Genomic DNA, 23984 nt, shown 5'->3' with positions numbered 1-23984 from the left:
GCCCGCCCTGCGGTCCCCCCGGGACCCCCTGGCACGCATCCTCGAACCGGAATAGGTTAGGCTCACCTAACAAGAGCCGCGATGGCCGATCCCCCCAGGGGCCGGCCCTTCGGGGCTCCGCACATCCCTGCCCGGAGACAAGGATCCACCATGCCTTCTGTGTTCACCCCCCTTCACCGTCGCGTCCTCGCGGCGGGCGCCGCCGCGGTCTCGCTCGGCCTCATGGTGACCGGGTGCGGCTCGGACGAGAAGAAAGACGCCGCGGCAGGGTCGGCGGACAAGGCCGCGGCGGGCGCCTTCCCCGTCACCATCAAGAGCGCCCTCGGCGAGGCCGTCATCAAGGACAAGCCGAAGCGCGTGGTGACCCTCGGTCAGGGCTCCGCGGAGACCGCCATCGCCCTCGGCAACGTCCCGGTCGGCATCGAGAGCTACCCCTGGGGCAGCGACAAGACCGGTTACCTCCCCTGGATCCACGACGCCGTGAAGAAGTCCGGCGCCACGCTGCCCAAGCAGTTCAACGGTGGTGAGGAGCTCGACATCGAGGCCATCACCGAGCTGGAGCCCGACGTCATCCTGGCGCCGTGGTCCGGCATCACGCAGAAGCAGTACGACATCCTGAAGGACATCGCGCCGACCGTCGCCTACCCCGACAAGGCGTGGAGCACGAACTGGGACCAGCAGATCGAGATCGTCGCCAAGGCACTCGGTCAGCCGGAGAAGGCCGCGGAGCTGACGTCGAAGATCGACAAGCAGCTGGCCGACGCCGCCGCCACCCGCCCGAACTACAAGAACGTCACGTTCTCGTACATCTACAACACCGGCCCCGGCACCCTCGGCATCTTCAAGCCCGAGGAGCAGCGCGTGTCCATGGTGTCCAAGCTGGGCCTCAAGGTCGACCCGGTCGTGAACACCTTCAAGGAGACCGACGGCACCGACTCCGCCCTCATCGGCCTGGAGAACGCCAACAAGCTGTCCAAGAGCGACATCGCCTTCACCTTCTACATGGACGACAAGTCCCGCAAGGAGGTCGAGGCCCAGCCGCTGTACGCGGCGATCCCCGCCGTGAAGAAGGGCGCCCTCGTCTACAGCCACGACACGCCGTTCGTCACCGCCTCGTCGATGATCAACCCGCTGACGGTGCCGTACAGCATCGAGCGCTACCTCCCCATGATCGACAAGGCCGTCGCCAAGGCCGGGAAGTAACGACGGATCCACGTGACCACTCTCTCCCGGATCGGCCAGGGCCCCGCCGTCGTACGGCGGGGCCTTGCCCGGCATGTCATGGCCGTCGCCCTGTGCCTGGTCCTGCTCGCCCTGGCGCTCCTCGCCAGCGTGATGTTCGGCAGCATGCCGACGTCCGCGGGTGACGTCCTGCGGGTGATCACCGGTGACATCGACGGCTACACCCGTACCGTCGTCGAGAGCCGCTACCCGCGTACCGCTCTCGGCGTCCTCGCGGGACTCTGCCTCGGTGTCGCCGGCACCCTGATGCAGGGCATCACCCGCAATCCGCTCGCCGAGCCGGGACTTCTCGGCATCAACGCGGGCGCGTCCGCGAGCATCGTCGCCGCGACCGCGTTCCTCGGCGCCGCAGGACAACGGGAGACCATCTGGTGGGCGCTCCTCGGCGCCCTCGTGACCGGCGTCGTCGTCCATGTCGTCGGCACGGCGGGCGGTGGCGGCGGACCCGTCCGCCTGGTCCTCGCCGGCGCGGTGCTCTCCGCCGTCCTCGCCGCCTTCATCCAGGCCGTCGCCCTGTCCAACCCGCGGGTCTTCGACACCTACCGCTACTGGGTGGTGGGCGCGCTCGGGGGGCGCGGGTTCGACGCCTTCTGGGCGGTCCTGCCGTTCGCCACGGCGGGCCTGCTCCTCGCCCTGCTGCTCGCGCCGGGCCTCAACGCCATGGCGATGGGCGACGACAAGGCCGCTTCCCTCGGCATCAGTCCGGCCCGCGTCAAGGGGGCCGGACTCCTCGCCGCGACCCTGCTCGCCGCCGCCGCGACCGCCGCCGTCGGGCCCATCGCCTTCGTCGGCCTGGCCGTCCCGCACGTGGTGCGGGTCCTCGTCGGCGCCGACTTCCGGGCCCAGATCCTGCTCACCTGCCTCGCGGGACCCACGCTGCTGCTCTTCGCCGACGTCATCGGCCGGATCCTGCTGCGCCCGCAGGAGCTGATGGTCGGGGTGGTCACCGCCTTCGTCGGTGCCCCCGTCCTGCTCTTCGCCGTCCGACGTATGAGGGGAGCGGCATGACGACCGCCGACCGGACCGCCGTCCAGGACCGCCTCGGGACGCCGAAGCGGGGGGTACGGCCCCCCGGCCGCGGTGTACTGCGGATCGGTCCCTGGGTCGCCGTCCCCGTGCGCCGCTCCTCCGTGATCGCGGCCGTCGTGACGCTGCTGCTGCTCTGCGGGGCGGCCGTCGCCACCCTGTCGATGGGCAGGCTCGGCATCGACCTGCCCAACCTGCCGTCGGCTCTCGCCGGCGAGGCCACCGGCAAGAACGCCTTCGTCCTCAACAGGCTGCGCGGCCCCCGGCTCACGGTGGCCATCGCCACCGGCGCGGCCTTCGGCCTGTCCGGGGCCCTGTTCCAGTCCGTCACCCGCAATCCGCTGGGCAGTCCCGACGTCATCGGGCTCGGCGCCGGCGCCGGGGCGGGAGCCGCGGCCGCGGCCCTGTTCCTGCCCGACGTCATGCCGGTGGCCCTCGGGGCACTGCTCGGCGCGGTCGTCGCGATGGCGGTCGTGTTCGTCGCCACCGGCACCGGTTTCCGCAGCCCGGGACGGCTCGTGGTGGCCGGAATCGGCGTGGCCGCGATGGCGACGGCGCTGACCCAGTACGTGGTGTACGCCGTGGAGCGCGACAAGGCCAGCGCGCTCACCGCCTACATCAACGGCAGCCTCTCCGCCCGCTCCTGGGACGACGCGGCGACCATCTGGACGGTCCTGCTCGTCAGCCTGCCGTTCGCGGCGCTCCTGGCGCGGCCCCTGAGCGTCGGCGAGATGGGCGACGACCTCTCCACCGGCTTGGGCGCCCGCCCCGGCCGGACCGCGACCCTGGCGGTCGTGCTGTCGATCGTCCTCTCGGCGGGGGCGGTCAGCGTGGCAGGGCCCATCGCGTTCGTCTCCCTGACCGCGCCGCAGATCGCCAAGCGCGTCACCCGCAGCGGCGGCCCGCACCTGGTCATGTCCACCCTGCTCGGAGCACTGCTCCTCGTCCTCGCCGACCTCACGTCGCAGCAGCTGCCGCTCTTCGACGACCTGCCGGTCGGTCTCTACACCATGGCCGTCGGAGGGGCGTACCTCGGGTATCTGCTGCTCCGCGAGTGGAAGCGCCCCGTCTGACCGGGCAACCGGGGCCCGTCGAAAGCCCGTTGGACCGTCGAGGACCACCCGGCTCCGTATACTGAACGCGCACGTTCCATCACGTTCCGCGTACGGAGGGTCCCCTGGTGGGTGGTCGTCCCCAGCTCGCCGACGACGTCCGGCAGTCCGGCGCTCCCACGGGGGCCGGTGTGCGGCCCCCCTGGCACGAACGGGCCAGGAGCGCCGTCCTCAAGAGCCGCTTCGACGCGGAGGTCGTGGCCGAGGCCGAGAGCCTGGCACGGGCGGGGAGGCTGACGCGACCGGATCTGCGGATGCTCCTCCTCGTCACGGACGACCACCCGGCGTGGCTGCCGGCCCGTCGCCTCGCGGTCGCGGGCCTCGACGGCACGCCGGAGGTCCCGCAGCAGGTGCTCACGGCGCACGCGCAGATCGAGTCCTGGCCACCCCTGGCGTACGACGAGTCGGCGGAGCACCTGGAGAACGGGCGCGTGCTGCATACGGCGGCGGTACGGATCGGGCCGGCCGGCGCGCAGGTGACCGGCCCCCCGCGGAGCGCCCCGACGGCGGCGCTGGCCCGCCGGTCCGCCGCCCACGCGCTGCTGCGCCGGCTCGCCGGGGTCGAGGGGCCGACGGAGGAGACCGGGGGCGGCCGGCTCCCCGTGCCGGGCATGGGCGCGGAGGCCTTCGAGTCGCTGCTGCACGCTCGGGTCGCCGCGGGGGAACCCGGCGAGGAGCTGGCGGCCGAGGTCGTCCGCCGCGCGGCAGCGGCCCGGCTGCGGCACCGGGACGTGCAGCTCCTGCTGTTCGGCGCGCGAGGACCCGCCTGGCGGGAACTGCGCCTGTGCGCCCTGCGGGTCGCGGCCCGCATGCAGTCCGCGGCGGCCACGCTGCTGCGCCGGCACGCGGAGGAACGGGGGGCGGAGGCCCGGCACACGGTCGTCCCGTCCGACGGAGGCTTCTCCTGCCGCTGGAGCTGGGACGGCGGCGACGGCACACGCCCGCCGGCCGACGGTTGTACGGTCGACGGCACACGCCCGCCGGCCGACGGCCCTACGGTCGAGGGTGGCGAGCGCACGGCACGTGACCGTCGCCAGGCCGTGCACCTCGGCGCGGTCGCCCTTCTGGCCGCACTCACGGGTCTGCCCGAGCCCGAGGAGGAGCGGGTCCCGGACGACGACGGGGAGCGTCCGACGGCGCGGATCCAGCCCGTGCCGACAGGTCAGGACCCGGTGAAGTACCTGAACAAGTACACCCAGTTGGAGCTGATCTCCAAGCCGGAGTCCACGTTCGCGGCCGCCCCCAGGACCGTCGCGTGCACCTACTCCTGCACGTTGGTGCGGACGGGCTCGGAGGTACGGGTCACCGCCCGCGCGAAGTCGAAGGCGGACGCCCGCCGCGCGGCGGCCTCGGCGCTGATGGCGGAGCTGGTCGCCGTCGACACCGCGCGCACTCCCCCGGCGACCCCGTCGCAGGTGCCGCGGCCGCGGCCCGTGGCCGTGCCTCCGCCCCAGTCCCCGGACCCGGCGCGCGAACCGGCGTCCGTACCCCCGCCGCGATCCGCCTACTCCGGGGAGCCCGCTGCCGCCGAACCGGTGGTCGGCGACGGCGGTGAAGGCGACCGCCGCCCCGCTCCCGTCTCGCGGGTCCCGGTCGCCGATGTCGTCCGGGAGGCCCTCGCGGCCGGATGCGCCGTCACGTTCCTCCCCGACGCGGGCGACGGCGAGGCGGCCGGGCTGCTGCTCCACCGGGCCGACGGGGCGCCGATGCCGGGCGCCGACCTGCCGGCGCCGCTGTCCGTGACGCGCCGCCCGCTGCTCCTCGCCCCGGTGTCCGCGCCCGTGCCGGTCGTGGGGTGGCGGGTCCCGCTGGACCGGGCCGTTCCCGTACTGCTGCGGCGCGACCGGGCCGCCCGGTGGCATCCGACGGCGACGGGGTGGCAAGAGGCGGCCCGCCTCGGGCTGCGGGCCGTCGCCGCGGGGCACGTCCGTCCGGCGCTCTCCCCGGCCGGGGTGGACAAGTGGCGGATGGGGCCGCTGCCGGTCGCCACCGTCGGAGCCCTGGAGGAACTGCCCCTGCGTGCGGCTCCCCACCCCGTCGTGGCGACGGCGCCGGATGCCCGGGACACCGTACCGGCGTTCCTCGACGCCCTCGCCGACACCATGCTCCGGCCCCCGGCCGCGGTCCTCTTCGGTAGCGGCCCGTTCCTCGCCCCGGCCGGCCGCCCGCTCCCCGAGGACGAGGCGGAGCGGGTCCGGCCGTGGCTGGACATGGTCGAGGACCGGCTCGACCCCGGTCCGCCACCCGGGCTCGTCGTCGAGTTCGCCGCACCGTCCGAGGACGACGCCGTCGCCGGTCGCCTGACCGGCCGTCTCCTCGTGGCCGTCGACCCGTCGCGACCGGACCAGGAGGTGCCGGCGGCTTCCCTCGGAGCCGGCCGGAGCGCCGTGGCGGGTGCGGAGCCGTACCACCTGCGTGAGCGGGTACGGAGGCGTCTGGAGCGTTCCGTCCGCCGCTGCGCGGTCCTGTCCGGACTGCTCGCCACGCCCGAACGCCTGGTGGCGGACGCGGCGGGGATCGGGCGGCTCCTGGAGGCCGAGACGGACCTGGCCGCCGAGGGTCTGGTGCTGCGCTGGCCACCCGGACTGCGCGACCTGCTGTCCACCCACACGGTCGTCGGCGCGGAGAGCGGCACCGGGACGGCGGGCGCCGCCCCGACCGGCACCCGCGAAGCCGCCGGCGGAGCCCCCCGGTTCAGTCTTCGGGCGCTGCTCGACTTCCGTTGGCAGCTGGCGCTCGGCGGGGACGCGCTGAGCGAGGCCGAGATGGACGAGCTCGCCGAGGCGGCCCGCCCCCTGGTCCGGGTGCGGGGCCGGTGGGTGCTGCTCGATCCCCTCACGGTCGCGCGCGTCCGCCGCCGGGAGATCGGCCGGCTCGCCGGAATCGACGCGCTCACCGCCGCCCTCACCGGCACCGTGGACGTCGACGGCCGCACGGTGCCGTGCCGGGCGGGCGGGGACCTCGCCGGTGTCGTCGACGTGCTGCGCCGGGGGGAGCACGCGCCCCCGGTCCCCCCGCCCGCCGGCCTCGAAGCCGTACTCCGTGGCTACCAGGAACGGGCGCTGTCCTGGCTCTCGCACACCGGTGGGACCGGATTCGGCGCGGTCCTCGCCGACGACATGGGCCTCGGCAAGACCCTCACCGCCATCGCGTACACCCTGCACCGGTACGAGAGCGGGCATCGCGGCGCGGTCCTCGTGGTGTGCCCGTCGTCGCTGGTCACCAACTGGGAGCGGGAGTACCGCCGGTTCGCGCCGCGACTCGACGTCACCGTCTACCACGGCAGTCGCCGCAGCCTCGAAGCCGCGGGGGCCCGGACCGTCGTCCTCACCACGTACGGTGTCCTGCGCCGTGACACCGAACTGGCCTCCCGCGACTGGGACCTGGTGATCGCCGACGAGGCCCAGCACGCCAAGAACCACACCTCCTCCACCGCCCGCCGTCTGCACGCGCTGACCTCGACCACGCGTCTCGCGCTGACCGGGACCCCCGTGGAGAACAATCTCTCCGAACTGTGGACCCTGCTCGACTGGGTCAACCCGGGCCTCTTCGGCCCCCTCAAAGCCTTCCGGTCCCGGTACGCGGCCGCCGCCGAGCGCGACCCGGACGGTCCGGCGGCGCGCGCCCTCGCGCGGTTGATCGCCCCGTTCCTGCTGCGCCGCAGGAAGACCGACCCCGGGGTCGCCCCCGAACTCCCCGCCAAGGTCGAGACCCGGCGGATCGTCGAACTCACCGCCGAGCAGGTCGCCCTGTACGAGGCCGTCGTCCGCGAGACGATGGAACAGCTCGCCCATTCCCCGTCCCTCGCACGGTCCGGCCTCGTGTTCAAGCTGATCACCGCGCTGAAACAGATCACCAACCACCCCGCCCACTACTGGGGCGAGGACCACCCCGGCCGGTCGCGCGCGGCGGAGTTCACGGCCCGGTCGGCCAAGCTGGAGGCGCTCGACGAACTCGTGGGGACGATCACCGGGCGCGGCGAGGCGGCGCTCGTCTTCACGAGTTACGTCACCATGGGACGGCTGCTCGCCGAGCACCTCACCCACCTGGGCCATCGCCCGCTGTTCCTCCACGGTGGCCTGGACACCCGGCAGCGGCAGGAGCTCGTCGACGCCTTCCAGGCGGGCCGCTCACCGCTGTTCGTGCTCTCGGTCAAGGCGGGTGGCACCGGCCTCACCCTGACCAGGGCCAGCCATGTCGTCCACTTCGACCGCAGCTGGAACGCGGCGGTCGAGGACCAGGCCTCCGACCGTGCGCACCGGATCGGGCAGCGGCGGACCGTCACCGTGCACCGGCTCATCACCCGCGGCACGATCGAGGACCGGATCGATCAACTGCTCACGCACAAGCGGGCCTTGCAGGACACGGTCCTCGGCGCCGGGGACACCGGCCTCGCTCGGCTCAGCGACCGCGAACTCGCCGACCTCGTCAGCCTGGGAGGCCCGGAATGACCCCCCCGACGGCCGAGCCGCTCCCCCACGGTGACACCCCCGGCATCGGTTCCGTACTGGACGGCCTCACCGATCCGCCCCCGTCACCGCTGCCCGACCTGGACGCCCTGCGGGCGCTCGTGGCCGACGCCGCCCACCGCGCGGCCGCGCTGCTGGACACCCGTGGAGGCGCCGACGTCCTCGCGGAGGCGTTCGAGGACGTCGACGACGTCACCGCCGACCTCGCCCGGTTCGTCGCCCGTAGCGGAGACACCCATCTGGAGTCCGCCGCCGAGCGACTCGGCGTATCACCGGGGCGGATGAAGCTCCTGGCCCTGGCGCACCGGTACGGAGGGCGGCCCGCCGTCGCCACGTTCCTCATGCCCCAGCCGGCGGAGCCCGACGTTCTCGGCGCGGCGGAGCACGCCGTCCAACCGCTCCGCCCCTCCCCCACAGCCCCGGTGGAACGGCACCACAACCACCTCACCGACGCGCCCGCCCGGGTCCAGCTGCGGTACGGCCCCGACGGCCTCTGGCACCCGTACGTCGAGCGCTACGACACCTGGCAGCCGGCCGCGGCGCCGCACCCCGACCCCGCCGTGGCGTACCGCGCGGCCCGTACGGCTCTGCGGGCGCCGACCCTGAGGTAGGGCCGGGTGACACCGCCCCCCGCCCCTCGGGGCCCGGTGTCACCGACCGCGCTTCTCGGGGCCCGGTGTCACCGGCCGCGCTCCCACGCCTCGGCGAACATCTCGTGGAGGGGCGCCGGCGGCAGCACCCGTTCGAACGGCGCCTCGATGTGCTGCGCCCACAACGGGCGCACCAGGTGGCTCGCCAGCTTCACGGTCTCCAGCGGCAGGTGCGGGGCCTTCAGCTCGGTCCACGCGCCGGGCAGGAACAGGGACCGGCCGGCCCGCGCGCGCTTGGCCTCGATCACCGCGCCGGTGGTGAGGAGTTCCGACCGGACCTCCGCGTGCCGCTTGGTCGTCCAGCCGTTCCACCGGCGCACGTTCCGGTCGGTGGGCGCCGCGAGCGTCGCCAGCTGGAGGTACAGCGCGGCCGCGTCCGTGCCCACGCCCAGCTCCCGCGCCGCACGCGCGACGAGCTCCGGGCAGGAGTGACGCGGATCCGCCTCGTACGCGCCGTCCGGCACGGCTCCCGAGGCGGCCCGGTGCCTCATCCGGTCGAGGCCGCCGCCGGGAAGGAGCGGCGCGATCCTGTCGAGCTCCTCCGCGAGGTCGGTGACCTCACGGACCCGCCGCCACGCCTCGGGATCGGCGACCTCGGCGGGCCGTAGGAACGCGGCGCCGCCGGGGGCGCACACCACCAGCGGTCCGGAGTCGTACGCGGTGACGGACAGCGGCTCGTCCTCGTCCTTGCGGCGGTCCGTCGCCACGGGCACCGTCGCGGGCCCGAACCGCTCCGCGATCGGCACGGTGGTGTCCTGGATGTGTCCGTCCAGGTCCAGGATCAGTTCCGGACGGGCCAGTTCGGCCCGCAGCCGGTCGTACAGGTCGCTCGCCCCGGCCATCGCGGGATCGCCGACGGGCCGGTCGGTCCACGCCCACACCAGCGCGCTCGCGATCCGTCCCAGCGGGAGGCCCACGGGGGCGCGACGACGCGCGTCGGTGCCGGCCGGCGGCACGGCCCTGACGTCCACCGCCGTGCCGTACGTCCGCGCCGCGAGCTCCCAGCCGGCGGCCGGCACCCTGGTGTCCTCGGCGGCCCCGTAGCCGCCTGCCAGGCGCCGGGCCCAGACCTCGGAGAGTCCCAGGCCGGCCTCCAGCGCGTCGGCCGCCTCGTCGTCCACGGCGGCCCGCACCCCGATCAGCTCCCGCCACACCCCGGCCATCCGCTCCACGGCGGCCTCGACCCCGCCGGGCCGCCACAGCCCGGTCGGGTCGTCGGGCAGGGCCGCGGCCAGGACGGCCCTGCGGCCCGCGGCCCCGAGGCGGGCGCGCACCTCCTCGTAGGACTCGACCGTCGACGCGGTCGCCTTGTACGGCGCCTTGCGGGCGAGGGCACGGTCCTCCTCCCTGCCGGGCCTGCCGACCAGACCGGCGACCACGAGTCGGGCCACCGCCCGGCGTACACCCGTCAGTTCGGCGAAGCGCACGGCCGCCGACTCCGGGAGGGGAACCGGTCCATGGGCGTCGACCGCCGCGAGCAGGGCGCGCAGCCGGGCGGCGTCGTCCCGCTCCACGCGCACGAGCCGGGCCTCGGGGGCCGCAGCCGGGACGGGATCGGCCTCCGTCTCCCGCGCGGCGGGCGCGACGAACCAGCAGGCCGGCCCGCCGTCCCACACCCCTGCGGAGGCGACGGCCGTCCCGCCCTCCCGCAGGGCGTCCAGGGCTTCGGCGTCGGACGTGCCGCCCACCCACCAGCGGCTGCCCTCGCGGGCGAACGGCTGGTCGGCCCAGGTGTCAAGGAGCGCGAGCAGGGCGGCCCGCTCAGGGTCGGGGGTCGGTGCCACCGCCGCCCGCCAGGCGACGGCGTCGATCGCGCCGAGCAGCTGCGACCAGTCGTGCGGCGGCGCGGGCGGTGAGAGGCGGCGCACCTCCTCCGCGATCGTCCCGGTGAGACAGGCGCCGTCGGCGGCCAAGGCGCTCAGCGTCGCCGGCAGGGCCACGTCCCGGGTCCGCCGCCAGGTGTCGCGCCCGCCCGCGGCGACCAGCCCGAACAGGGCGGGCATCAGCTCGGTGTCCGGGGCGGTCCGGCGCGGCGGGGCGGGCGGTGCCTCGGCGAGCAGGGTGACCCGTCGGTGCAGGGCGCGCCGCCGCTCCTCCACCCGGGCCGCTCGGTCGGCCACCGCCACGACGGCCTCGCGGAGGAACGGGTCGGTGATCCCGGGCAGCTCCCGCGCGACGGCCGCGCGCAACGCCTCCTGATCGCGGCCGAGGGCGGCGGCCAGGAGCACCTCGGCGGTCGGAAGTCCCACGGACCGCAGCGCCCGGGAACCGGCCTCGTCACGGGTCCGCAGCAGGTACCAGAAGGCCGGGGGCAGTGCCACGCCGTGGGACACGGTCACCCGCCGGTTCGGCCGGCCCGGGCGGTGCCGGGGCGACCGGTGCCCGTCCAGCTCCCACAGCAGGCTCCCGTCGGCGGTGTACGCGCGGACGCCCGTGCGGGTCTCCGCCTCGGCGAGGACCACGTCCTCCGCGGCGCCCTCCGGCGGCGCCCACAGCCCCCAGGGCTCCTGGCCCTGCCGGTCGATGTCGAAGCGGGCCGTACGCCCGTCGATGCTCTCGACCAGGAAGTGGTCGGGCGCGTTGTCCCGGTACCGGGTGCGGTACAGGATCCGCGTCCCGACCAGGCCGTCCCGGCAGCCCAGCGGGGAGTCGTCAAGGCTCTCGGGCAGCGGCGCCAGTTGCAGGGCCTCGCGGGCGAGGGACATGCCGGTCTCCGACGGCTCCGCCGCCGGATCGGGGTCGGGGGCGCGGCCGGGGAAGTCCGGCAGCGGCGTGGCTCCCCGGCGCTCGCCGGTGACGGGGTCCACGACCTCCCACGGCCTCCGTCCGTAGACGGCGTTGGTCCAGATCCGGGAGCCGTCACCGAGCTGCAGCTCGTCCCCGTCGATCCCCTCCGTGTCGCCGGGGCGCGTCACCCGGCGGCCTCCGTGCCGTCCGCCGCCGTCTGCGGTCTCGAACTGGAAGCCGTAGGCCCCGTCCAGACTGCCGCCGAAGGGCACGAGGCCGCCCAGCTCGGTCGGGGTGAACGGCTCTTCGGGGCGGTCGGCCCAGGCGGCCCTGTCGCAGTAGTACGGGCTCTGCGTAGTGCTCCAGCTCACCAGGAAGGAGCCGCCCACGTAGTGGACGGCGAACATGGTCGCGTCCTCGGGCACCGTGAACCGGCAGGAACCGCGCACCCCGTCGGGGTCGACCGCGACGGCCCGGTCGCGCCCGAACACCGTCAGCACCGGCCAGGTACAGGTCACGCCCTCCACACCGGGCAGTCCGGCCCCACCGGGCAGTCCGGCCCCACCGGGCACCCCGGCGCCCCCAGGCCCCCCGGCCCCGGGCACACCGTCCACACCCGCCACACTGGGCACCTCGGCCCCGGGTACCCCGTCCACACCTGCCGCACCGGCGGCACCGTCCACCCCGGCCGCACCGGCGCCTGCCGGCGCTTCCGGCGCGGCGGAAGGCGTCGGCCCCGCTGACTCCGAGCCGTCCGCTCGTGCACCGTCACCGCCCGCGTCGGCGGCCCCCGCACCACCCGCGTCCGCCCCTCCCCGACCCGCGTCCGGCGTGTCCCCCGCGTCCGCCGCGAACTCCGCGTACACCGACTCCAGGGCCGGCCACTCCAGTTCCTCCGGCAGTCCGGCCGTGAGCGAGCGACGCAGCGCGCCGGCGGCGGAGGCGTCCGCGAGTGCGTCCACGACTCCGTCGAGCGCCGTCACCGTCGGCCGGTCAAGGAGGGTCTCCAGCTCGGCCACGGCCTCCTCGGCCCCCGCCATGCCGCCGCCCCCGACGGTGTCGACGAGCTTGCCGACCCGGTTGGCCACCTCGTGCGCGATGCCCTCGTTGCCCGGGAGCAGCGTCACCGCGCTGCCGGGCTTGCGCCCGCGCGCCCTGAACCCGTCGGGCATCAGACGGGCGTGCACCGTTCCTTCGAGGCGGGCGCCGAAGACCGGGTCGGCCGCGAGTGCGGCGAGGTCCCGCCGGGAGCGCTCGCCCCAGAAACGCATCCGCGTCTCCGGACCGGGGTCGGCGACCGTGACCCCGGCCGCGAGACAGGCGTCGAGGACGTCCGCGTCGAACCCCTGGTAGTAGTGGCGGGTGGTGTGCACGGTCACGGGCTGACCCGCCGCCCGCAGGCGCGGCCCGAGCCGGCCCACCAGGTCGAGGAACTCCGGGGGCAGCGGCTGCCGGCCGACTCCTCCGCCGGACTGCTTCGCGTACTGGTACATGTGGACGAAGTGCCCGACCCAGTGGTGCAGTCCGCCCTCCGGTACCACCCGCCCGGTCTCCATCGCCTCCGTCGCCCCGCAGCCGATCAGCATGCGCAGCCACGCCCCGCCGTCGGTGACACCCTCCGGGAAGACCTCGACGAGCCCGGCCGTGACCTCGTCCGTCGGCGGATGGGCCGTCAGGACCGGCTCGGCGGCGATGAGGAGCGCGTCCGGCACGGACTTCTTCCGGGCCACCGAGACGATCGCGCCGACGACCCGCGCGACCTCGTCCTCGCCGTGCCCCGCGGCCGTGGCGGAGGCCCGCACGCGGCGCACGAGGTCCGCCGGCAGGTCCGCCTTCGAGCCCGCCCACGCGGTCAGGAACGCCCCCAGGGCCGCGTGCGCCTCCGCGGGCTCCAGGGTCTCGGCGAGGAACTTCTGGTGGGCACCGAACTCCTTGGCCGGCATGGCCCCGCCCTTGGCGAACAGCAGCCCGTTGGCCCGGCGGTAGGCGGGGTCGACCGGGAGCCCGTGCTCGGCCTCCGCCGTCCGCGCCGCCACGTACGCCCGGCCGCCCGGCCTGCTCCCGTAACCGATCAACCGGTGGCCCACGGTGTCCCAGAACCACGGCAGGTGCGCCGAGGGCAGCCGCCGTGCCCGCCGCGCCATGGCGTCGACGAACGCGCCGGGCTTGGACCAGGAGCGGTTGAGCTCGGACGTCATGTCCTGGATCAGGTCCCGCGCCGTCGCGGCCGCGTCCGGGTCGTGGGCGGCGACCCAGTCGGCGTACGTCGTCGAGGTGTGCGTACCGTCGGCGGGCAACAGGGATTCGAGCGAGACGATCATGCTCCGGATCGTCGCACGCGCCACTGACACCGTGTCCCGGGAGGTCGCGCTCGACCCCTCGGCCCCGGACTGTTGGGAGCGCTCTCAGAAGGGCGGGGGCTGCGGATATCCTGATCCACACGGACCGCCACGGAACCGACCGGATCCGACAGCCCGACAGCCCGACTCGACGGCCCGACGACCACAGACCGCAGACCGCAGACCGCAGACCGCAGACCGCAGACCGCAGACCGTGCCACACAGCCGAGGAGCGCCCGCCTTGCCCGAGCAGACCACGGGGCCCCGCCCCACGCTGGAAGCCGTCGCCGCTCGCGCCGGCGTGTCCCGCGCCACGGCCTCCCGGGTCGTGAACGGGGGTGCGGGCGTGCGGCCTCCGCTGGTCGAGAAGGTGCGCAGGGCCGTCGACGAGCTCGGCTACGTGCCCAACCACGCCGCTCGCACGCTGGTGACCAGGCGCAACGGCGCCGTGGCGGTGATCATCGCCGAGCCCGAGTTCCGGATCTTCTCCGATCCGTTCTTCGAGCAGCAGGTGCGGGGCATCAGCCGGGAGCTGGCGGCCCATGACACCCAGCTGGTGCTGCTGTGGCTGGAGGGGCCGGGGGACCATGAGCGGATCGCCCGCTACCTCGGCGGCGGGCACGTCGACGGCGCACTGGCCTTCTCGGTGCACAACGACGACGCGTTGCCCGCCGTGATCGACCGGACCCGTATCCCGGTGGTCTTCGGCGGGCGGCCGGATCCCGGCACCCATCCGTCGGTACCCTTCGTCGACTGTGACAACCGCGGCGGTGCGCGCGAGGCGGTACGGCACCTGGTGGGGCTCGGACGGCGGAACATCGCCCACATCTCCGGGCCGCACGACCAGACGTCCGCGCTCGACCGGCTGCACGGCTATCGGGACGTCCTGATCGACGCCGATCCCGCCCTGCTCTGCCGGGGCGACTTCACCGAGGAGAGCGGCGCCCGCGCCATGGCGGAACTGCTCGACCGGAGGCCGGACGTCGACGGGGTGTTCGTCGCCAACGACCTGATGGCCTCGGGTGCGTTGCTGACGCTGCGGGAGCGTGGGGTGCGGGTGCCGGAGGACGTGGCGGTCGTCGGCTTCGACGACATGGACTCGGTGGTCCGCAGGACCGCCCCCGCCCTGACCACCGTGCACCAGGACATCGAGGGCATGGGCCGGCTCATGGTGAAGCTCCTGATGCGGCTGCTCGACGGGACCGGGTCCGCGATCCCGGAGTCCGTGATCACACCGACGTCCCTGGTCCGCCGCGACTCGGCCTGACACCGTCGCGGAGAGCCCGCCCGGAGCGCGTGGGACGGCGGGCCCGGGTGTGACACCCGGGCCCGCCGCCGATTCCGCCGGTTCCTCGCAGCAGGGTCAGTCGTACGGGATGACGACCACGGACCGGTCCGTGCCCGTCTGGAGCCGCGCGTCCCCGTTCCCGATGGCGCTCCAGACCTCGAGGCGGACCGTCCCACCGTTCAGGTTGCCGAGCGTCCCGGTGGCGGACTTGAGACCGCGCCCCTGGGCGTACTCCTCCCAGCCCGTGACCGGGTCGGTGGCGAAGTAGTGGTACGTCTCCGTCCGTTCGAAGGTGCCGTCACCGGTGAGGTCGTAGCTGATCCGGGCCTGCTGCCCGAGTCCGACGGACGTCCCGGCGTCGACCTGGAGGCGGAAGGCGGTGGAACCGCCCGCCTTGAGCGTGCCGTTGACGCCCTTGGCCACGTAGACGAGCGGCCGGTTCGGCGTCCCGTCGTGGTTGCCGCCCTGCGCCGAGGCGACGGTGTCGCTGCCCGCGGTGGCGCCGGTGGCCGTGGTGAGCGTCCCGCCGGTGCGGAGCTGGAAGGTGTTGCCGGTGCCCGGCCCCGGATCGGGGTCGGGTCCGGGGCCACCCGTCCCGGTGCCGGTGGCGGTGGAACGCGCGGGCACGGAGAGGGACTTGCCGTCGGAGAAGGTGACGGTGCGGGCGGTGGAGCCGTGGTTGTGGGCCACGTACGTGCGGGTGGTGCCCTTGGCGAAGACGGCCGAGGTGGGAATGGATCCGGTGACCGTCGCGTCGGGCGCGCCGAGGGTGTCGAGCCCGGTGAGCCAGTGGTAGGTGTGGGCCTTCGACTCGCCCGCCTCCGGGGTGTAACCGGCGTGGCCGGCGTCCCATTTGGCCTTGGCGGCGGCGGGGTCGGCGAAGGACTGGAACTCCCAGAGGATGTCGCGCCATTCGACGGCGGGCCCGCCGTTCTCGCGTTCCATCTCGGCGATGTTGCGCCGGATCGCGTCCTTGTGGCCGCCGAGGTGGAGTGAACCGCCGGTCACAGGAAGGACGTTGATGCCGTGGATCTCCTCGGGGTTGGCGGTCCACCAGGTGGAGTAGGCGGCGCCGCTTCCCCACACCATGCCGGCGGTGTCGTGCGTGAAGGAGCCGGGGAAGACCTGCTGGTCGGCGTCGAACCAGTACTGGGCGATGGCCTCGCCCTCGGTGGTCAGCAGGTAGGTACCGAGGTCGCGGAGCTGGGTGTTGCCGGTGGCCGAGCCCCAGAGGACGAGGGCGGCACTGAGGTTGGTCGACTCGGAGGACGACTCCTGGTTGTTTCCGGCGGCGAAGCCCTGGTGGCCGCTGGCCCAGCTGTGTCCGGCGTAGACGTCGAAGCCCCGGAGGAAGGGGTAGGCGCTGTCGGTGCGGCTGGGGTTGGCGGTGTCGCGGATCAGGATCTTGACCATGGAGCCCCAGGCGGAGTCGGCCGCCCAGGCCGCGTCGTACTGGGCGACGATCGCGGCGGCGTACACGTAGTAGCCGTAGTGGAAGTGGTGGTCGTTGAGCTCGGTGTCGCTGCCGTAGGAGGCGGGATAGCCGGTGAGGGTCTTCCAGGCCGCGTCGTAGGAGAACTCGTTCGCCCCTCCGGCTGTGAACCAGTCCTGGAGGCGGCCCTTGATCTGGCCGAGGAGCTTGTCGCGGAGCGCCGTCTCACCGATCTGGTCGGCGAGCGGCACCAGCTGGGCGAGCTTGCCGAGCGCCTTGCCGGTCCAGTAGGTGTCGGCGGCCCCGGAGAAGGGGTCGGCGGAGTTCGCGACCTCGTTCAGGTAGCCGCGCAGGCGGGCGGTGTCGACGCCGGTGCCGCCCGGCAGTCCGGGCAGGGTCGCGGCGGCCTTCTGGGTGGTGGTGAAGGTGGCCGACTCCCGTACCTTCATGGTGCCGCGGGGCGAGACGTACGTGTACGGGGTGAGCGGGTCGGTGGTGTGCAGCCACTGGTGCCGGTAGAGCGCCTGGAGGGCGCCGCGCTCGGTTCCCTCCTTCGCCTCGGTGGTCAGCGTGTAGGCGGCCCGTACGGTGCCCGCGTCGTAGCTCCAGCTCACGGTGGAGCCGGTGACGAAGCTGTAGGCGTACTTGCGGTAGGTGGCGAGGGCGTCGGTGGAGGGCAGGACGGCGACGGAGAAGTAGTCCTTGCCGCCGAGGCCGGCGGTGATCGTGGAGCCGGAGACGTTCCAGTCGGTGCCGCCGGGCGCGAAGAGGGCGTAGTGGTGGCCCGCGACGGTGATGCCGAGGACGTTGCCCTGGTCGGCGAAGACGGCGGGTGCGGCGGCGGTGGTGATCCTGGCGTCGCCACCGGTGCCCTTGGCGTACACGAAGGGCATGCCGTGGCCGATGGTGGTCCGCAGCGTGCGGGCACCGTCGGACCAGTAGGGGGTCACGGTCCAGTCGGACCAGGCGTCGGCCTTGGTGTCGGGCGAGTTGAGGCCGGTGAGGCCGAGGGTGAGGTCGCGCTTGTGGGCGAACTCGTACTGACGGCCCTCGCCGACGACGGCGGGGGTGGTCGGGTAGCCGATCTCGAGGCCGCCGGCGACGGCCTGGTAGGTGAGCGGATGCCCGTACATCGGGGTGGAGTACGGGTTGTCCCCGTACCGCTGGTAGGCCAGGGACGACCACCAGTCGTTGGTGGGGACCGGTTTGCCCTGGGCGGCGGGGGTGACCTTGGGGGTGACCGGCGCGCCGGTGTTGGTGGTGGGGCCGGAGGTTCCGGCGGGGCGGGTGTCGGAGTAGCTTCCTGCGCCCGTGGGGACGGGGGCGGCGGCCGCGGGGGCGGCGGCGGGGCCGAGTCCCAGGGCGGCGAGGGCGGAGACCAGGACCAGCGCTGCGGCCGGCTTTCTGCGGGGGGCTGGCATGAACGGCACCTCATGTCGTCAGGATGTCGTCAGAGAGCGCTCTCAGATCGCCGGAAACGTAGAACCGTCGAAACACGTGTGTCAAGAGGTTGAACACAGAGAGGAGTTGGCGTCTCTTCTCGTCCGTTACGCCTTCGAGCCTTGACGGATGGACCCCTCCCCAGGCACGCTCCCCCCGCACGCTTGAGAGCGCTCTCAGCGCCTCTCGCTCGTTCCGGAGCCAAGGGAGGCTTCCCATGCCCATCGCCCGAGCCGCCAGCACCACGAGGAGAGCCGTCGTACGCCTGGGGGCCGTCGCGCTCACCGGCGCCCTGCTCGCCGCCTGCGGAGGGACGTCGGACGGCACGTCGGCCGACGGCGCGGGGGGCGAGGTGACCCTCACCGTCGACCTCTTCGGCTCCTTCGGGTACGAGGAGGCCGGTCTGTACGCCGAGTACGAGAAGCTCCACCCGGGTGTCACCATCAAGCAGACGGACACCGAAGACGAGGCCGACTACTGGAAGTCCCTCCAGACCCGGCTCGCCGGCGGGGGCGGCCTCGCGGACGTCCAGGCCATCGAGGTCGGTCGGATCGCCTCCGTCACCCAGCAGCAGGCGGACCGCTTCGAGGACCTGCGGAAGTACGGCGCGGAGGCGCTCAAGGAGCAGTTCGCCCCGGCCAAGTGGGCCGCCGCGACCGGCAAGGGCGGCGAGATCCTCGGGCTCGGCACGGACATCGGCCCCGAGGCCATGTGCTACCGCACCGACCTCTTCGCCAAGGCCGGACTCCCCACCGACCGCGAGGAACTCGCCGGGAAGTGGGCCACCTGGGACGGGTACCTGGCGCTCGGCAAGCAGTACAAGGCGAAGGCACCCGGCAAGAGCGCCTGGCTCGACAGCGTCGGCAGCCTCTACTCGATCATGATCGGGCAGGAGAAGGAGCGGTACTACGACGCGTCCGGGAAGCTGATCTGGGAGGACAACCCCGCCCTGCGCTCCGCCTGGGACCACTCCGTCAAGGCGGCCCAGGACGGGCTGAGCGCCAAGCTCGACCAGTGGTCCCCGCAGTGGAACCAGGCGTTCTCGGCCGGCTCCTTCGCCACCATCCCGTGCCCCGCCTGGATGCTCGGCTACATCAAGGGCCAGACCGGTGAGGCCGGCAGGGGCAAGTGGGACGTCGCCAAGCTTCCCGGCGGCGCCGGCAACTGGGGCGGCTCCTACCTGTCGGTGCCGAAGGCCGCGAAGCACAAGAAGGAGGCGTACGAGCTGGTGAAGTGGCTGACCGCGCCCGAACAGCAGACCAGGCTCTTCGAGAAGCAGGGCAACTTCCCCTCCGCGACCGGCTCGATCGCGAAGGTCGCCGGTGCGAAGGACCCGTTCTTCTCGAACGCCCCGATCGGGCAGATCTTCGGCGAGGCGGCGAAGGCGGCCCCGGTGCAGGTGCTCGGCGTGCACGACCAGAACATCGCGCAGCAGATCACGAACGCGCTCAGCGAGGTCGAGCGGAAGGGGCTCTCGCCGGACAAGGCCTGGTCGAACGCGAAGAAGGGCGTCGAGAACACGATCGGCTGACCGCCGGGGCCGCGCGCCCTTCCGGGGCCGCGCGCCCTTCCGGGGAACGCGGCCTTCCGGGGAGCGCGGACCTGAGGGCCGACGGGCGAGGCGGGGCCTCCCCGGGGCCCCACCACGCCCCGCACGTCCGGCTCCCCCCTCCCCCGCACCGCGCGCCCGGCTCCCCCGCACCGCGCGCCCGGCTCCCCCGCGCCGCGCCACCTCCCCCGTACCCCTCCGAAGGGCCGCACCGTGACCCTCACCGCATCCGAGACCCCGGCGCCGCCGAGGCCGGTCCCGCCGCCCGTGCGGCGGGGATCGGTCCGGCGGGCCTGGCGGACGTTCTCGCCGTACGCCTACCTCGCCCCGTTCTTCACCCTGTTCGCCGCCTTCGGCCTCTTCCCGCTGATCTACACGGCCTTCGTCTCGCTCTACCGGGTGGAGCTCCAGACGCCCGGCACGATGGAGTGGCGCGGCCTCGGCAACTACACCGCGCTCCTCGGCGACGAGTACTTCTGGACCGCGCTGCGCAACACCTTCACCATCGGTGTGCTCTCCACCGTGCCGCAGCTGGTGATGGCCCTCGGACTCGCGCACCTGCTGAACTACCGGATGCGCGGCCGCACCTTCCTGCGGACCGCGGTCCTCCTGCCGTACGCGACCTCGGTGGCCGCCGCCACCCTGGTCTTCGCCCAGCTCTTCGGGCGGGACTTCGGCCTGATCAATTACGCGCTCGGCCTGGTCGGCGTCGACCCCGTCGACTGGCAGAACGGCACGGTCGCCTCGCAGATCGCCGTGTCCACGGTCGTGATCTGGCGCTGGACGGGCTACAACGCGCTGATCTACCTGGCAGGCATGCAGTCCATCCCGAACGAGCTGTACGAGGCCGCCGCGATGGACGGGGCCTCGCGGTGGCGGCAGTTCTTCCACGTCACCCTGCCGGGGCTGCGGCCCACGATCCTGTTCACCGTCATCGTCTCGACGATCGGCGCGACCCAGCTGTTCGGGGAGCCGCTGCTGCTCGAAGGCTCGATCTCGGGCGGCATCTCGCACCAGTACCAGACGCTCGGCCTGTACATGTACGAGCAGGGCTGGGGCTTCTTCCATCTGGGCCGGGCCGCCGCCATCGCCTGGGTGATGTTCCTGCTCATCGTGGTGCTCGTCGGGGTCAACGCCCTGATCGCGCGCCGCCGTTCCCGCAAGGAGGCCGGCCGATGACCGCGCCGATCGCCCCGGCACCGGCCCCCGCGCCGCAGGGCCCCTCCGACCCGCCGACCCGTCCCCCGGCCCCCGTACGCGCGCGCGTGCCCCGACGTGGGGCCTCCCGGGCGGGCCGCACCCTGCACGCCGGTCCGCTCGCGTACGCGATCCTGATCGTCGCCGTGCTCTTCTCGGCCTTCCCGTTCTACTGGACGATCGTCGCCGCGAGCCGTTCCAACGCCGACCTGGCGAAGGTCCCGCCGTCCCTGCTTCCCGGGCCGAACCTGATCCGCAACTTCGAGGCGGTCCTGGAGGAGGCCGACATCGGCAAGGCCCTCCTCAACTCCTTCATCGTCTCCGGCTCGATCACCCTCGGCACCGTCCTGTGCTGCACGCTCGCCGGGTTCGCCTTCGCCAAACTCCGCTTCCGGGGCCGTGGGGCACTCCTCGCGATCACCGTGGGCACCATGATGATCCCGCCGCAGCTGGGCGTGATCCCGCTGTTCATGCTGATCGCCGAGCTCGGCTGGGTGAACCAGCTGCAGGCGGTGATCCTGCCCGGCCTGGTGTCCGCCTTCGGCGTGTTCTTCATGCGCCAGTACCTGATGCAGGCACTGCCGGACGAACTGATCGAGGCCGCCCGGGTCGACGGCGCCTCCACGGCCCGGATCTTCTGGTCGATCGTGGTGCCGATCGCGCGGCCGGGCATGGCCGTGCTCGGTCTGCTCACCTTCATGGCCGCGTGGAACGACTTCTTCTGGCCGGTCGTCGCCCTCACCTCCTCCGAGCCCACCGTCCAGGTCGCCCTGCGTCAGCTCGGCGGCGGATACGTCCACGACCAGTCCGTGATCATGGCGGGCACGCTGCTCGGCACCCTGCCGGTGCTACTGGTCTTCGGCCTGCTCGGCCGGCAGATCGTCGGCGGGATCATGCAGGGCGCCGTGAAGGGCTGACCGGCGCGCCGCCCACCGCGTCCCCGACGAGCCGCCCACCGTATGTCCAAAGACGTCTCACCCCAGGGAGCCCACCCCATGACCGCGCTCGACGCCCGCACCGACACCACGACCGCCCTCCGCTTCCCCGAGACCTTCCGCTGGGGCACCGCCACGGCCGCCTACCAGATCGAGGGGGCCGCGGCGGAGGACGGCCGCACCCCATCCATCTGGGACACCTTCAGCCGTACGCCCGGCAAGGTGCGCAACGGCGACACCGGTGACATCGCCGCCGACCACTACCACCGGGTCGACGAGGACGTCGCGCTGATGCGGCGGCTCGGCGTGACCGACTACCGCTTCTCGGTCGCCTGGCCCCGGGTCCAGCCCACCGGGCGCGGCCCCGCCGTGCGCAAGGGCCTGGACTTCTACCGGCGCCTCACCGACCGGCTCCTGGAGGCCGGCATCCGGCCCGTGGCCACGCTCTACCACTGGGACCTGCCGCAGGAGCTGGAGGACGCGGGCGGCTGGCCGCACCGGGAGACCGCGTACCGGTTCGCGGAGTACGCGGGCGTCATGGCGGACGCGTTGGGCGACCGGGTGGCGACCTGGACCACGCTCAACGAACCCTGGTGCGCGGCCTTCCTCGGCTATGGCAACGGGGTGCACGCGCCGGGCCGCACCAGCGACCTCGCCGCGCTGCGCGCGGCCCACCACCTCAACCTGGCGCACGGACTCGCGGCCCGTGCGCTGCGCGGGGCGCTGCCGGGCTCTTCGGAGGTGTCCCTGACCCTCAACCTCCATGCCGTACGGGCCCTTTCGGACGCTCCCGGGGACGTGGACGCGGCCCGTCGCATCGACGCCGTCGCCAACCGCGTCTTCCTCGACCCCGTCTTCCACGGACGGCTGCCGGAGGACCTGGTCCGCGACACGGCGTCGGTCACGGACTGGTCCTTCGTACGGGACGGCGACCTGGCGACGGCGGCGGCGCCGCTCGACTCCCTCGGCATCAACTACTACTCCCCGGCCGTCGTCGCGGCGGGCACCTCCGAGTCGCCGTCGCCGTGGGCGGGCGCGGAACGGCACGTCCGGTTCGAGCCGGCACCCGGTCCGCGCACCGCCATGGACTGGCCGGTGGACCCCACCGGGCTGCACGAGCTGCTGATCCGGCTGCGGGACGAGCTGCCGGGCGTACCGCTGGTGATCACGGAGAACGGCGCCGCGTACGACGACTACGCCGACCCCTCGGGCCGGGTCAAGGACCCGGAGCGGGTGGCGTACCTCCACGCCCATCTGGCGGCGGTGCACCGTGCCCTCGCGGACGGCGCGGACGTGCGGGGGTACTTCCTGTGGTCGCTCCTGGACAACTTCGAGTGGGCGTACGGCTACAGCAAGCGGTTCGGCATCGTCCACGTGGACTTCGCGACGCAGCGCCGGACGCTGAAGGACAGCGCCCGCTGGTACGCGGAGGTCATCGCGCGGGGAGGCCTCGCGGAGGCCTGAACAGGTCCGCACGACCTGCCGGGTTCGCGGGCGACGGCGCAGGTCGCGAAGGGGGGCGGCCCTGTGACGGGAACCACCGGCGGGTTGCGGTCGTCCTCACGTGCGAAGGGTGCCGGGGCGGGATGGATGACCGTCCGGGTGCCGGGGACGAGCAGGTGTGGAAGGCAAGGGGTATCGGGTGGCGGTCACGCTCGCGGAGGAGATCATGCTGCTGTCCCTGGACGACGAGTCCGGGGCGGCGAAGGAACGGCAGTCCGCCGCGTGGGCCGTGGCCGGCGGCATCCTGCTCGATCTCGTACTGGCCGGGCGCGTCTCGGTGGACGACGGGCGCCTGCGCGTGACGGACGCGGCGCCCACCGGCGTCCCCCTCCTCGACGAGCGGCTGCGCCAGCTCACCGTCTACTGCGGGAAGAAGAGCAGGGCCCCGAAGGTCACGGAGTGGCTGACGAAGGACCACGGCAAGGCGGTGAGGGCCACGGTCGAGAGCCTGCGCGAGCGAGGCCTGGTGCGGGAGGAGCAGCACCGGGTGCTGGGCCTGTTCCCCGTCACCCGCTACCCGGAGGCGGACGGATCCGTCGAGCGCGAACTCAGGGCCAGACTGGGAGCGGTGGTCCTCGAAGGCCCCACGCATCACGCCCGGACCACGGGTCTCCTCGCTCTGATCCACGGTGCCAAGCTGCACCGCCTCGCCTTCCCCGACGTGCCTCGTAAGGAGATCGCGCCACGACTGGAGGAGCTGACCGCCGGAGAGTGGGCGGCGGAGGGGGTGCGCCGGGCGATCCGTGACATGCAGGCCGCCATGGTCGCGGTCACGGCCGCCACGATGGTCACGGTCACCGGCTGACCGCCACACGGGCCGCGACCCGGAGGCCGACGACGGTCGGAGCTTCTCTCCCGAGCAGCGGGTCGACCTCCCCAGGGCTCTCGCCGCCTACACGGCCGGTCCCGCCCCTGTAACGGCCGCGACGACACCGGCAGCCTGCGTGCCGGCAACCTGGTAGCCCTGGCCGGCCTGGCCGTCCGGGCCGACTTGGCGTCCGGGTCGTCCGGGCCGTCCCGGACCGCGACATCCTGACGGCGCCGCCGGAGGAGATCGCGGAGGCCGGGCTCGACG

At 73.7% G+C, this 23984-nt stretch carries 13 protein-coding genes; 11 read left to right on the top strand and 2 right to left on the bottom strand.

What is annotated here, in order from left to right; translation table 11 throughout:
• Positions 1–150 precede the first annotated feature (150 nt).
• The 5 genes from ABZ567_RS17880 (at position 151) to ABZ567_RS17860 (ending at position 8460) form a co-directional block, all read left to right on the top strand.
• Positions 151–1203: an iron-siderophore ABC transporter substrate-binding protein gene (locus ABZ567_RS17880; protein WP_360790493.1), complete on the top strand. Its 1053-nt coding sequence runs from the start codon at positions 151–153 to the stop codon at positions 1201–1203.
• Between the two features lie 78 nt (positions 1204–1281).
• Positions 1282–2250 (top strand): iron ABC transporter permease, encoded by a 969-nt coding sequence (locus tag ABZ567_RS17875; RefSeq protein WP_360790920.1) that lies wholly within the window; start codon positions 1282–1284, stop codon positions 2248–2250.
• Positions 2247–3341 carry an iron chelate uptake ABC transporter family permease subunit gene (locus ABZ567_RS17870; RefSeq protein WP_360790490.1) on the top strand — a complete coding sequence of 365 codons (1095 nt, stop codon included), beginning with the start codon at positions 2247–2249 and terminating at the stop codon, positions 3339–3341. Before ABZ567_RS17875 ends, ABZ567_RS17870 begins: the two co-directional genes overlap by 4 nt.
• A 107-nt stretch (positions 3342–3448) precedes the next feature.
• Complete coding sequence (locus ABZ567_RS17865; protein ID WP_360790487.1) at positions 3449–7831, top strand: SNF2-related protein; 4383 nt, start codon at positions 3449–3451, stop codon at positions 7829–7831.
• Entirely contained in the window at positions 7828–8460 is a 633-nt protein-coding gene (locus tag ABZ567_RS17860) for a hypothetical protein (RefSeq protein WP_360790484.1), read from the top strand. Before ABZ567_RS17865 ends, ABZ567_RS17860 begins: the two co-directional genes overlap by 4 nt.
• 68 nt (positions 8461–8528) lie before the next feature.
• Here the strand turns inward: ABZ567_RS17860 and ABZ567_RS17855 are convergent, their stop codons facing one another.
• Positions 8529–13547: a hypothetical protein gene (locus tag ABZ567_RS17855; protein ID WP_360790481.1), complete on the bottom strand. Its 5019-nt coding sequence runs from the start codon at positions 13545–13547 to the stop codon at positions 8529–8531.
• Positions 13548–13806: 259 nt separating this feature from the next.
• Between ABZ567_RS17855 and ABZ567_RS17850 the strand changes: the two genes are divergently transcribed.
• Complete coding sequence (locus ABZ567_RS17850) at positions 13807–14832, top strand: LacI family DNA-binding transcriptional regulator (protein WP_360790478.1); 1026 nt, start codon at positions 13807–13809, stop codon at positions 14830–14832.
• 96 nt (positions 14833–14928) lie between these two features.
• Here ABZ567_RS17850 and ABZ567_RS17845 read toward each other — a convergent pair whose 3' ends face one another.
• Positions 14929–17706 carry a glycosyl hydrolase gene (locus ABZ567_RS17845; protein WP_360790477.1) on the bottom strand — a complete coding sequence of 926 codons (2778 nt, stop codon included), beginning with the start codon at positions 17704–17706 and terminating at the stop codon, positions 14929–14931.
• 236 nt (positions 17707–17942) lie between these two features.
• Here ABZ567_RS17845 and ABZ567_RS17840 point away from each other — a divergent pair, with 236 nt between their 5' ends.
• The 5 genes from ABZ567_RS17840 (at position 17943) to ABZ567_RS17820 (ending at position 23714) form a co-directional block, all read left to right on the top strand.
• The gene (locus tag ABZ567_RS17840; RefSeq protein ID WP_360790474.1) at positions 17943–19256 is read left to right on the top strand and encodes an extracellular solute-binding protein; all 1314 of its coding nucleotides are present in this window, start codon (positions 17943–17945) and stop codon (positions 19254–19256) included.
• A gap of 285 nt (positions 19257–19541) precedes the next feature.
• The gene (locus tag ABZ567_RS17835) at positions 19542–20453 is read left to right on the top strand and encodes a sugar ABC transporter permease (RefSeq protein ID WP_360790917.1); all 912 of its coding nucleotides are present in this window, start codon (positions 19542–19544) and stop codon (positions 20451–20453) included.
• The gene (locus ABZ567_RS17830; RefSeq protein ID WP_360790471.1) at positions 20450–21388 is read left to right on the top strand and encodes a carbohydrate ABC transporter permease; all 939 of its coding nucleotides are present in this window, start codon (positions 20450–20452) and stop codon (positions 21386–21388) included. The genes ABZ567_RS17835 and ABZ567_RS17830 overlap by 4 nt, the downstream gene beginning before the upstream one ends.
• A gap of 78 nt (positions 21389–21466) precedes the next feature.
• On the top strand, positions 21467–22870 hold the full coding sequence (locus ABZ567_RS17825; protein WP_360790468.1) for a GH1 family beta-glucosidase: 1404 nt from the start codon (positions 21467–21469) through the stop codon (positions 22868–22870).
• A gap of 178 nt (positions 22871–23048) precedes the next feature.
• Positions 23049–23714 (top strand): GPP34 family phosphoprotein, encoded by a 666-nt coding sequence (locus ABZ567_RS17820; RefSeq protein WP_360790466.1) that lies wholly within the window; start codon positions 23049–23051, stop codon positions 23712–23714.
• Positions 23715–23984: the final 270 nt, after the last annotated feature.

This window comes from Streptomyces sp. NPDC016459 (assembly GCF_040632845.1).
Taxonomy (GTDB): domain Bacteria; phylum Actinomycetota; class Actinomycetes; order Streptomycetales; family Streptomycetaceae; genus Streptomyces.
This window is presented reverse-complemented; position numbering and strand designations above follow the sequence as displayed.

What these genes read in the sequence shown, in the direction of transcription:
- ABZ567_RS17880 (WP_360790493.1), top strand. Translation starts at nt 151, where the DNA reads ATGCCTTCTGTGTTCACCCCCCTTCACCGTCGCGTCCTCGCGGCGGGC.
- ABZ567_RS17875 (WP_360790920.1), top strand. Translation starts at nt 1,282, where the DNA reads ATGGCCGTCGCCCTGTGCCTGGTCCTGCTCGCCCTGGCGCTCCTCGCC.
- ABZ567_RS17870 (WP_360790490.1), top strand. Translation starts at nt 2,247, where the DNA reads ATGACGACCGCCGACCGGACCGCCGTCCAGGACCGCCTCGGGACGCCG.
- ABZ567_RS17860 (WP_360790484.1), top strand. Translation starts at nt 7,828, where the DNA reads ATGACCCCCCCGACGGCCGAGCCGCTCCCCCACGGTGACACCCCCGGC.
- ABZ567_RS17855 (WP_360790481.1), bottom strand. Translation starts at nt 13,547, where the DNA reads ATGATCGTCTCGCTCGAATCCCTGTTGCCCGCCGACGGTACGCACACC.
- ABZ567_RS17845 (WP_360790477.1), bottom strand. Translation starts at nt 17,706, where the DNA reads ATGCCAGCCCCCCGCAGAAAGCCGGCCGCAGCGCTGGTCCTGGTCTCC.
- ABZ567_RS17840 (WP_360790474.1), top strand. Translation starts at nt 17,943, where the DNA reads ATGCCCATCGCCCGAGCCGCCAGCACCACGAGGAGAGCCGTCGTACGC.
- ABZ567_RS17830 (WP_360790471.1), top strand. Translation starts at nt 20,450, where the DNA reads ATGACCGCGCCGATCGCCCCGGCACCGGCCCCCGCGCCGCAGGGCCCC.
- ABZ567_RS17825 (WP_360790468.1), top strand. Translation starts at nt 21,467, where the DNA reads ATGACCGCGCTCGACGCCCGCACCGACACCACGACCGCCCTCCGCTTC.